7 protein-coding genes and 3 pseudogenes are annotated in these 10,669 nt (G+C 73.3%); 8 read left to right on the top strand and 2 right to left on the bottom strand.

The window, feature by feature from the left end; genetic code table 11:
- From E1300_RS50790 to E1300_RS50785, 7 genes and pseudogenes are all read left to right on the top strand, one after another.
- Positions 1 to 250: pseudogene (locus E1300_RS50790) on the top strand (cell division protein FtsZ); the annotation flags it as partial.
- A pseudogene (pgeF, locus tag E1300_RS42625) lies at positions 247 to 972 on the top strand (peptidoglycan editing factor PgeF); the annotation flags it as partial. The pseudogenes E1300_RS50790 and pgeF, both read left to right, overlap by 4 nt.
- Positions 973 to 1,109: 137 nt before the next feature.
- Positions 1,110 to 1,844 (top strand): YggS family pyridoxal phosphate-dependent enzyme, encoded by a 735-nt coding sequence (locus E1300_RS42620; protein WP_131762971.1) that lies wholly within the window; start codon positions 1,110 to 1,112, stop codon positions 1,842 to 1,844.
- Positions 1,845 to 1,949: 105 nt separating this feature from the next.
- Positions 1,950 to 2,495, top strand: coding sequence for a cell division protein SepF (locus E1300_RS42615; RefSeq protein WP_131762970.1), 546 nt, complete (start codon positions 1,950 to 1,952; stop codon positions 2,493 to 2,495).
- 21 nt (positions 2,496 to 2,516) lie between these two features.
- A complete protein-coding gene (locus E1300_RS42610) occupies positions 2,517 to 2,801 on the top strand; it encodes a YggT family protein (RefSeq protein WP_131762974.1) in 285 nt (94 codons plus the stop codon).
- A 50-nt stretch (positions 2,802 to 2,851) separates the two neighbouring features.
- Positions 2,852 to 3,772: a DivIVA domain-containing protein gene (locus E1300_RS42605; RefSeq protein ID WP_131762969.1), complete on the top strand. Its 921-nt coding sequence runs from the start codon at positions 2,852 to 2,854 to the stop codon at positions 3,770 to 3,772.
- A gap of 138 nt (positions 3,773 to 3,910) precedes the next feature.
- A complete protein-coding gene (locus tag E1300_RS50785; protein WP_165503245.1) occupies positions 3,911 to 5,347 on the top strand; it encodes a hypothetical protein in 1,437 nt (478 codons plus the stop codon).
- A gap of 364 nt (positions 5,348 to 5,711) precedes the next feature.
- Here the strand turns inward: E1300_RS50785 and E1300_RS42595 are convergent, their stop codons facing one another.
- Complete coding sequence (locus tag E1300_RS42595) at positions 5,712 to 6,506, bottom strand: DUF1707 SHOCT-like domain-containing protein (RefSeq protein WP_306440698.1); 795 nt, start codon at positions 6,504 to 6,506, stop codon at positions 5,712 to 5,714.
- Positions 6,507 to 6,728: 222 nt separating this feature from the next.
- Positions 6,729 to 9,905 (bottom strand): isoleucine--tRNA ligase, encoded by a 3,177-nt coding sequence (gene ileS, locus E1300_RS42590; protein ID WP_131762968.1) that lies wholly within the window; start codon positions 9,903 to 9,905, stop codon positions 6,729 to 6,731.
- Positions 9,906 to 10,435: 530 nt separating this feature from the next.
- Here ileS and E1300_RS51935 point away from each other — a divergent pair.
- Positions 10,436 to 10,669: pseudogene (locus E1300_RS51935) on the top strand (TraR/DksA family transcriptional regulator); the annotation flags it as partial.

The following is a 10,669-nucleotide window of genomic DNA, read 5'->3' as shown; positions in this document are numbered from 1 at the left end:
GCGCACCGAGACCCCGGCCGCGCCGCAGGGCGCGGCCGCGCCGCAGAACCCGCAGTCGGCCCAGTCCGCCGACCGCGAGCAGGGCGAGGGCGCCGGCCGCGCCCCCGCGCCGCGTCCGGCCGCCGACCCGTCCCCGTCCCGCGTGCACGCGGGGGAGAACGAGGGCGGCCCCGCCTCGACCGGGCAGCGCCGCCGGCCCGTGGTCTTCGACGAGGACGACGACCTCGACGTCCCCGACTTCCTGAAGTGATCACCACCGTCGCCCTGGGCGACGGCGTCGGCGCCGGGTTCACCGGGCGCGCCGGCGGCGTGAGCACGGCCCCCTACGACTCCCTCAACCTCGGCGGCGCGGTCGGCGACGACGACGCCGCCGTGCGGGCCAACCGGCGGCGCGCCGCCGCGGCGCTCGGCGTCGACCCCGCCCGCACCGTCTGGATGCGCCAGGTCCACGGCGCCGACGTCGCGCAGGTCACCGGGCCCTCCGCGGGCGGCGTCCCCGGCGCCGTGGACGCGGTCGTCACGACCGTGCCCGGCCTCGCGCTCGCCGTCCTCGTCGCCGACTGCGCCCCCGTCCTGCTCGCCGACCCCGCCGCGGGCGTCGTCGGCGCCGCCCACTCCGGCCGTCCCGGCACGGCCGCCGGGGTCGTTCCGGCGCTGGTCGAGCGGATGCGCGCGCTGGGCGCCGACCCCGCCCGGATGACGGCCGCGATCGGCCCGGCGGCGTGCGGCGGCTGCTATGAGGTCCCGGCCGCGATGCGCGACGACGTCGCCGCCGTGGTCCCCGCCGCGTACGCGGTCACGTCCAAGGGAACCCCCGGCCTCGACATCCGCGCCGGGATCGCCGCGCAGCTCGCCGCCGCGGGCGTGACCGACGTGCGGACCGACCCGCGCTGCACCATCGAGACCCCCGAACTGTTCTCCTACCGCCGCGACGGCCGCACGGGCCGCTTCGCCGGCTACGTCTGGCTCCAAGACGACGAGCCGGACACGACCGACGCCCACGGCGACGCCCACGGCGACGCCCACGGCGGCCCCCACAGCGGCGCCCGCGGGGACGGCCACGGCGGTGTTCGCGGTGGCGGTCGTGATGATGCTTCGTGGGAGGGGCGATGACGGGCGTGGCCCGGGAGCCGGGGGAGCGCCGTGCCGAGCTGGCCGATGCCCTCGCTCGGGTGCGTGAGCGGATCGCGGACGCCTGTGCCGCTGCCGGGCGGGCCGAGGACGAGGTCACGCTCATCGCGGTGACCAAGACGTTCCCCGCGTCCGACGTCCGGCTGCTGGCCGGGTTGGGACTGACGGAGGTCGGCGAGAACCGCGACCAGGAGGCGCGGCCCAAGGCCGCCGAGTGCGCCGACCTGCCGCTGACCTGGCACTTCGTCGGGGCGTTGCAGACCAACAAGGCGCGTGCGGTCGCCGGGTACGCCGACGTGGTGCACTCCGTCGACCGGTCCCGGCTGGTCCGGGCCCTGTCGGACGCGGCGGTCCGCGCCGGGCGCACGCTGCGCTGCCTCGTGCAGGTGTCCCTCGACGAGGACGTCCCGGACCAGGAGCGGGGCCGCAGCGGCGCCGTCCCGAAGGCGGTGCCGGCCCTGGCCGACGAGATCGCGGGCGCGGACGGCCTGGAGCTCGGCGGCGTGATGGCCGTCGCGCCGCTCGGCGCCGACCCGCTGCCGGCCTTCACGCGGCTGGCCGCGGTCGCCGCGGAGGTCAGGCGGGCGCATCCCGGGGCGGCCGTCGTGTCGGCCGGGATGAGCGGCGATCTGGAGCAGGCGATCGCGTGCGGCGCGACACACCTGCGGGTCGGTACGGCGTTGCTCGGCGGCCGACGGGCAATCGTCAGGTAATGTCCCCCCAGTGGTACCTGCCGGAACGCGGACCACGTAGATGGACCAGTCCAATGGCGGCGCCCGACGCGCCAGGTGCCGCGGCCACAGGACACGGAGGGACATATGGCCAGCGCGATGCGCAAGATGGCGGTCTACCTCGGCCTGGTGGAGGACGACCGCTACGACGACAAGTACGGCAAGTACGACGACTACGACGAGTACGAGGTCTACGACGAGGAGACCGACGCCGGTCAGGGACGCCGCCGCGAGGACGAATCCGGCGGTCAGCTTACCCGAGCCGAGGACACCCCGGACCGGGATCGCGATCATCACTCTCCGTCACCGGTGGAGCGACGCTCCGTGGCTCTCTACGAGAGCGGTACCACGGACCTTGCGCGCATCACTACGCTGCACCCTAGGACCTACAACGAGGCAAGGACCATCGGGGAGCACTTCCGTGAGGGCACACCGGTGATCATGAACCTGACCGAGATGGTCGACAGCGACGCCAAACGGCTCGTCGACTTCGCGGCAGGTCTCGTGTTCGGCCTGCACGGGAGCATCGAGCGTGTTACCAACAAGGTGTTCCTCCTCTCACCGGCCAACGTGGAGGTGACGGCGGAGGACAAGGCCCGGATGGCAGAACGAGGATTCTTCAACCAGAGCTGACAGCCACATGCGAGAGTGTTCGTGAACATCGTTGGACTCGTACTGCAGTACGTGTTGTATCTCTTCCTCCTCTTCCTGATCGGGAGGTTGATCCTCGAAGTCCTGCAGTCGTTCGCCCGGCAATGGCGTCCGACAGGGGTGGTGCTGGTGATCGCTGAGGCGACCTACACCATCACCGACCCGCCACTGAAGCTTCTCAGGCGTTTCATTCCGCCCATACGGCTGGGTAACGTGGCGTTGGACCTCAGCTTCACCTTCCTCATCCTTGTGGTCTGGGTCATGATCATCTTCGTGCAGAGGCTCTGATCGGATACCGTCCTTTGGGGACAGACTCCAAGCGCGCCAAGGAGACGAACATGCCGCTGACACCCGCCGATGTGCGGAACAAGCAGTTCAGTACCACCAGGCTGAGGCCGGGGTACGACGAGGAGGAGGTGGACGCCTTCCTCGACGAGGTCGAGGCCGAGCTCGACCGCCTCATCCAGGAGAACGAGGAGCTGCGGGCCAAGCTCGCCGAATGCCTGCGCGGCAAGGTCCCCGCCATGGCAGCGCCGATCGTGGAGCCCAAGCCGGACGTCCAGAAGATCCCCGAGCCGCCCCGCCCGGAGCCGCAGCCGCAGCCCGAGCCGGAGCCGATGCTCGGCGGCCTGGGCATGGCGCCCGCGCCCACCGGCGAGGACAACATGGACACCGCCGCGCGCGTGCTGGCGCTGGCCCAGCAGACCGCCGACCAGGCGATCGCCGACGCCCGCCGGGAGGCCGACGAGACGCTCGGCCGCGCCCGCCGCGAGGCCGAGGAGATCCTCGGCAAGGCGCGCCGCCAGGCCGACCAGATCGTCAGCGAGGCCCGCTCGCGCGCCGAGGCCCTCGACCGCGACGCGCAGGAGCGGCACCGCCAGGTCATGGGCTCGCTCGTGCAGCAGCGCGAGGAGCTGGAGCGCGAGGTCGACCACCTGCGCGCCTTCGAGCGGGAGTACCGCAGCCGCCTGAAGGTCTACCTGGAGGGCCAGCTCCGCGACCTCGAAGCGGGCAGCACCGAGACCGGCGCGTTCGCCGCCGTCCCCGGAGCCGCCCCCGCCCAGCCCCAGCCCGGACCGCAGACCGGCCCGCAGAGCTCCCTGTCCCACGGCGACCGGAACGGCGCCGGCGGCTCGAACCCCGCGGGCCCCTCGTTCCCGCCGCCCGCCGAGCCCGCGCAGCACGCCCAGCAGGTGCAGCACTCGGCGACCGGCGCGTTCCACTCGGGCGGCGACAACCCGCCGCACGAGAGGCGCTGACGCGAGCGCCGCAGGCGATAGTGTCGTTCCGATCGCCGCGCCGAGGATGGCATGCGCCATCCCGGCGGCGACGGCGGGTCGACCACCGGGCCATGACGGCGGCCCGGAGCCGAGCGGTCTGAACGAGGGAGAGACCCCGTGATCATCCTGAGTGGCGTTCTCGTGGTGGTGGCGATCGCCCTGCTCGTAGCGGGAATCGTCGCGGGCAACGGCGACAGCGCCCAGGTCTTCGGCCTGGACGCGCTGGTCGTGATCTACATCTCGATCGCCGTCAGCATCGTCTCCGCGCTGTGCCTCGCCATCGGGGTGTTCCTGCGCCGCAAGGAGCTGTTCGGCGGGGGCGCCCCGCCCGCCGTCGCCAAGCGCAAGGCCAAGGACAGGAAGCGCCGGAGGTCGGCTCCTCCCGCGCCCGCCAAGGGCGCCGGGAGTCCCCAGGAGCCCGTGCCGCCGGCGGAGCCCGCCGCCGACGACGAGGTGGAGATCCCCGTCCAGCCCGTCGACGTCCCCGACGACGCGGTGGTGTTCGTCGTCCGCGGCCGCAAGCGCTACCACCTGGACACCTGCCGGCAACTCGCCGGGCGGGACACCGAGGAGCTCACGTACGCCGAGGCCAAGGAGGAGGGGTTCAGCCCCTGCACCGCCTGCATGCCCGACACCGCACTGGCGGCGCGCGCCGCGGTGTCGGTCCCCGCGTCGGCCGACGCGAGCAGGGCGGGCGAGTCCCCGAAGCCCGGCGGCGAGCGCTCGCCGTCCCGGTCCGAGAGCGGCCCGGCGGGCCTCGGCCAGCCCTCGCCGTACATCCCGCCCGCACCGCAGTCCACCCGGCCGTCCCCGGCCGTCGGCTTCGAGAAGCCGGCCGGTTTCGAGAAGACGGCCGAGATCCCGCGGGCGTCGCACGAGCGGGCGTCGCACGAATCGGGCGAGTTCCCGTCCGCGGGCCGCGACGCCGGCACGCCTTCGTCCGGCACCTCCTCCTCCGGGACGCACCGCGCGTCCCCCGCGGGGCCGACGCTGACGGATCTGCCCGTCGGAGGTCCCGGCCCCGCCGACAAGTCGGCCGATAAGCCCCTGAGCGCCCCGGAAACGGCCTTGGACGAGCCCGTCGACGCGGAACGCCGCTCCGAGCCGGAACGCTTCCCTGCGGCCGACTCCGCGCCGGGTGACGCGACGGTCGACCTGGGGCCCGCCCCGGCGTCCGTCCACGGCACCACCGCGCCCCGTCCCCGCGACACCGACGAGTACGACGCCCCGGCATCCGACAGGAGCCGGTCGGACGACCCGCTCGGCTCGACGGGCATCGGCGAGCCGGAGCCCGCGTCCGACCCCGCCCCGTCCTCCGACCCGGAACCCGCCGCCGAGGCCGACCCGGAGGCGCCCACCGGCCCGGTGGACGTCCCCGCCGACGACGACGGCCCGCAGGTCCGCATCCTCAGCGGCACCAAGCGCTACCACCGCGTCGACTGCGCCCTCATCGAGGACATCGGCGACGAGGCGGACGACCTGGAGTCGCTGTCCCGCACCGAGGCCAAGGCCCGAGGCTGCACCCCCTGCCTGGTGTGCCAGCCCGATCGCTGAATTCATGCAATCCCGGCCCACCGCACTCGCCTGGCGGCTCGTGCGGTGACCGTGCTTGGGCGAGCGCTGCATCGCTGTACTAATGCAATCCCGGCCCAGGGGGCTCGCCTTGCGGCTCGCCCCCTGACCGTGCTTGGGCGAGCGCTGCATCGCTTCGCGATCTTCCCGAGTGGGGCTCGCCTTCGGCTTCGCCCCACTCGGTCAGTTAACGCGCTCGCGTGCGTGGCTGGGCTCGCTTGGGCACCATGACGCCAGCCGGTCCGCCGGCTGTCCAAAGGGGCGGGCTCTCAGGCGATCAGGCGTCTGGTCAGGCCCGCTCCTTCCTCTGAAAGGGCGGGCCTTCGGGCGTTCTGGCGCTGATTGGTCAGCGGTGGCGGCGGCGTTCTTCGCGGAGTTCGCGGAGGTGGTCGCGGCGCTCGTCGCGGCGGCGGCGGTGCTCCTCGCGGCGTTCCAGGTGGCGTTCCAAGTGCTCCTGGTGCCGCTCCAGATGCCGCTCCATGTGCTCCAGGTGGCGCTCGCGTTCGCGGCGGCGGCGTTCGCGGCGGGTCTCGCCGACCTCGCGGCGGGTGATGGAGACGCCGCCGAACAGGTTCATGCCGGTCAGCTTGATGACGGGCGCGTCGGCGTCGATGGTGTCGTCGCCCGGCGAGTCCGTCCCGCCGAAGATCGAGACCATGGACGGCTGCACCCGCACGCCCGGCGGGACGACGATGTTCACGCCGCCGAACACGCACGTGATGTTGACCGTCACCTCGCGCCTGCTCAGCACCGCCTGCCGGAAGTCCAGTTCCGCGCCGCCGAACACGCAGGCGACGTTGGTCTGCTCCTCCACCAGCCAGCGGCCCTTGCGCTCCACCCCGGAGAAGATCGCCACGAGCGTGGACGACTGCGGGGGAGGCGGGGGGAGGACCTCCTCCTTGCGGAGGTCCACGCGGGGGCGGGGCGCCTGCTCGGAGGGCAGGTCGGCGAGGACGGGCTCCAGGTCGGCGTAGGTCTTGGCGCTGTAGACGGCGTCGATGCGCTCGGCGTGCTCCTCCGGCGTGATCCGTCCCTCCGCCAGGGCCTCGCGCAGGCGGTCGGCGACCGAGTCGCGGTCGGCGTCCGATGCGCGCATCTGCGCGGGGGACGGGGAGTCGGAGGGCTGCTCGGGAAGGTTCACCCCGACATCATCGCAAACGCGATGTGACGCGAAAAAGGCCTGACCGGAAGTTCCCCGGGCGGCACGCGGACTCGTCGGCCGCGGTGACCCTCCGCAGGCGTGTGTGCCGGGTGCCGGGCGGCGGGCGCGACGTGATCTACGGGCTCGGAAACCGGCAGGTACGGCGTGCGCGGCGCCGGGGACGGCCGGTGAAGGTCCGGCCGTTCCCGGCGCCGCGAGCCGTCAGGCCTTGCGGAGCCAGTAGGTGAGGCCCAGCTCGTCGTCGCGGCCCGCGTCCAGGCCCTCGGGGCGGCCCTCGGTGACGGAGGCGGCGAGGACCTCGGCGGCGACCTCGGCGCCGTGCGCGCGCAGCGCCTCGGCGAGGTCGTCGCCGGCGGCCTCCCACCACAGGTCGATGCGGTCGGTGACCTCCAGGCCGGCGGCCTTGCGCGCCTCCTGGACGAGCCGGACGGCCTCCCGCACGAGGCCCGCGCGGCGCAGCTCGGGCGTGACGGTGAGGTCGAGGGCGAGGGTCTCGCCCGCGGCGCTCTCCACCGCCCAGCCGCTGCGCGGCCGCTCGGTGACGATCACGTCGTCCGCCGACAGCCGGACGGTGCCGACGCCGTCGGCCTCGACCTCGGCGGCGCCCCCGTCGCGGAGGGCGTGCACGAGCGCGGCGGGGTCCGCGGACGTGACCGCCTTGGCCACCTTCGGGGTGTCCTTGGCGAACCGCTTGCCGAGCTCGCGGAAGTTCGGCTTGACCTCGTACTCGACCAGGTCGCCGCCGATCGAGGACAGCTCCTCGAACGCCTGGACGTTCAGCTCCTCCGCGATCTGGGCGCGTAGCTGCGCGGGCAGCGCCGACCAGCCGGGCGCGCCGACGAGGGCGCGGCCGAGGGGCTGGCGGGTCCGGACGCCGCTGGCGGCGCGGGCGGACCGGCCGAGCTCGACCAGCCGCCGGACGAGCCCCATCTGGGTGACGAGGTCGCTGTCGAGGAGGTCCTCCCGGACGGCGGGCCAGTCGGCGAGGTGCACGGACTCGGGGCCGTCCTCGGGCCGGATGACGTCCCACACGTGGTCGGTCACGAACGGCACCATCGGCGCCATCAGGCGCGTCAGGGTCTCCAGGCACTCGTAGAGCGTGGCGAACGCGGCCGCGCCCTCGGGGCTCTCCGGGCCCTCCCAGAAGCGCCGGCGGGACCGCCGCACGTACCAGTTGGACAGGTCGTCGACGAACTCGGCGAGCCGCCGCCCCGCGCGGGCGGTGTCGAACTGCTCCAGCGCGGTGTCGACCTCGCCGACCGTGCGGTGCAGCTCGGCGAGCGCCCAGCGGTCCAGCAGCGGGCGGTCGGCGGGGGCCGGCGCCTCCGCCGTGCGGTCCGGCGTCCACGCGCGGCCCTGCGCCTGCGCGGCGTTGGCGTACAGGACGAAGAACGACGCGGTGTTCCAGTACGTCAGGAGCACCTTGCGGACGATCTCCTCCAGGGCGGTGTGGCCGACCCGGCGGGACGCCCAGGGCAGCCCGCTGGCGAGCATGTACCAGCGGAGGGCGTCGGCGCCGTGCTGGTCCATCAGCGGGATCGGGCGGAGCACGTTGCCGAGGTGCTTGCTCATCTTGCGGCCGTCCTCGGCGAGGATCAGCCCGAGGCACAGGACGTTCTCGTAGGACGACCGGTCGAACACGAGCGTCCCGACGGCCATGAGGGAGTAGAACCAGCCGCGGGTCTGGTCCTGCGCCTCGCAGATGTACTGGGCCGGGTAGGAGGCCTCGAAGACGTCCTGGTTGCGGTGGGGGGCGCCCCACTGCGCGAACGGCATCGAGCCCGAGTCGTACCAGGCGTCGATGACGTCCGGCACCCGCCGCGCCTCGGCGCCGCACTGGGGGCACCCGAACGTGACGTCGTCCACGAAGGGGCGGTGCGGGTCGAGCGCGGACATGTCGCTCCCGGCCAGCTCGCCCAGTTCCTTGAGCGACCCGATGCAGGTGATGTGGTCCTCGTCCTCGCCGCACACCCACAGCGGCAGGGGCGTGCCCCAGTAGCGGCTCCGCGACAGCGACCAGTCGACGTTGTTGCGCAGCCACTCCCCGTACCGGCCCGTCTTGACCGTCTCGGGGAACCAGTTCGTCTTGTCGTTCTCCTCCAGCAGCCGGTCCTTGATCTGGGTGGTGCGGATGTACCAGGCGGGGAGCGCGTAGTAGAGCAGCGGCGTGTGGCAGCGCCAGCAGTGCGGGTAGCTGTGCTCGAAGTGGCCGCCGCGGAACAGCAGCCCGCGCGCGCGCAGGTCGTCGGTCAGCGGCTCGTCGGCGTCCTTGAAGAACTTCCCGCCGACCAGCGGCACCTCGCGCAGGAACCGCCCGTCCGGGCCGACCGGGTTGACGATCGGCATGCCGTAGTTCTTACAGACGGTCATGTCGTCGGCGCCGAACGCGGGCGCCTGGTGGACGAGCCCGGTGCCGTCCTCGACCGTGACGTAGTCGCCCAGGACGACGTAGTGCGCCTCGGGGATGTCGACCAGCTCGAACGGCCGCCGGTAGGGGGTGCGCTCAAGCTCGGTGCCCTGGAACGTGGCGAGCCGCTCGGCGCCCTCGCCGAGGACCTGCTCCAGCAGCGGCTCCGCCACCACGAGGACCTCGTCGGAGTCCGCCGGACGGGCGGCGACGTAGGTGACCTCCGGGTGGACGGCCACGGCGGTGTTCGACACCAGCGTCCACGGGGTCGTCGTCCAGATGAGCAGCGACGCGCCCAGGTCGGCGAGCGGGCCCGAGGTGACCGGCATCCGCACGTACACCGAGGGGCTGCTGACCGTCTCGTACCCGCCGGGCTGGCCGAGCTCGTGGTCGGACAGGCCCGTCCCGCAGCGCGGGCAGTAGGGCGTGATGCGGAAGTCGCGGAACAGCAGGCCCTTGTCGAAGACCTGCTTGAGGGACCACCACACGGCCTCGACGTACTCGGGGTCCATGGTGCGGTAGGCCTGGGACATGTCGACCCAGTAGCCCATCCGCTCGGTCATCTCCTCGAACGCGTCCACGTGGCGCAGCACCGATTCGCGGCAGCGGTCGTTGAACGCCGCGACGCCGTACTCCTCGATGTCCTTCTTGCCGGTGAGGCCGAGCTCCTTCTCGACGGCCACCTCGACGGGCAGGCCATGGCAGTCCCAGCCCGCCTTGCGCGGGACGTGGTAGCCCTTCATGGTCCTGTAGCGCGGGAAGACGTCCTTGAAGACGCGGGCCTCGACGTGGTGGACGCCGGGCATGCCGTTGGCGGTCGGCGGACCCTCGTAGAACACCCAGCGGGGCCCGGACGCGGTGCGTTCCAGGGACCGCTCGAAAACCTTGCCCTCCTGCCAGCGGCGCAGCATGTCCCGCTCCAGGGCGGGCAGATCGACCTGCGCGGGCAGTGGCCGAAAACTCCGGCTCACGATGGCGGACCTCCGGATCGACGCGAGAACTGCACGTGGACCGGAGGGACGAGACGCCTGCCCGGATCGTTCGGGCGGGGGCCCCGCGGTACCACCCTCCTTGACCGTGCCCGAGGGGCGCGGTCCGCTTCGTTCGAGTCTCGGCCACCGGGTCTACTGGGCCCCGGGCGCGGGCCCGGGACGGTTCTTCCGGCGGCTCCGGGGTGATCAGACCGCCGGGCTCGCCCCCGGGCTCGCACCGTCCCCGGGTCGCTCATGGCTGCGTGCGGCGGCAGGTGTCCCCATCAATGCCTGCCGATGCGACTGCTGTGCCGACTTTAACGCACCCGCGGCGCAACCTCTTCCCGTTTACCGCCCGGCCACCGTCCAGGCGGGGCGTCCAGGCGGCGCCGTCCCGGCGGGATCCGGGCGGCCGCGCGCCGCGTCCTTGACGAGATCGGGCGAAACCCGAGGGTTTCCGCACGCGCGGCGACCGGGCATAAGCGGTCGGTAACAGACGCAGGTTGTTGCCGTGTCGCGAAAGGGGACTTATGCTGCCCGCACTGCCCGTCGAGGCGACCAGCGCGAGGGAGGCCGACATGGCCGGCGCGGGGAGGGCCACGTCGCCCTCCGGTAAGAAGACCCGGGGTACGCGGCCGTCTCCGGCGAAGGCGCCCGCGAAGGCGCCGGCCGGCCGGCCCGACGCCGGGGACGGGGCCGCGAGACCCGCCAAGCCCGCCGCGAAGACCGCCGCGCGGCGCGGCACCGGGCGCTCGAAGATCGTG

Origin of the sequence: Actinomadura fibrosa, from assembly GCF_900659615.1 — a bacterium.
Classification (GTDB): Bacteria; Actinomycetota; Actinomycetes; order Streptosporangiales; family Streptosporangiaceae; genus Spirillospora; species Spirillospora fibrosa.
The sequence above is the reverse complement of the archived record's forward strand: the minus strand, read 5'-3'. Positions and strand labels throughout refer to the sequence as shown.

Excerpts from the sequence above, each read along its gene's own strand:
- E1300_RS42605 (WP_131762969.1), top strand. The coding sequence starts at position 2,852 with ATGCCGCTGACACCCGCCGATGTGCGGAACAAGCAGTTCAGTACCACC.
- E1300_RS42615 (WP_131762970.1), top strand. The coding sequence starts at position 1,950 with ATGGCCAGCGCGATGCGCAAGATGGCGGTCTACCTCGGCCTGGTGGAG.
- E1300_RS42620 (WP_131762971.1), top strand. The coding sequence starts at position 1,110 with ATGACGGGCGTGGCCCGGGAGCCGGGGGAGCGCCGTGCCGAGCTGGCC.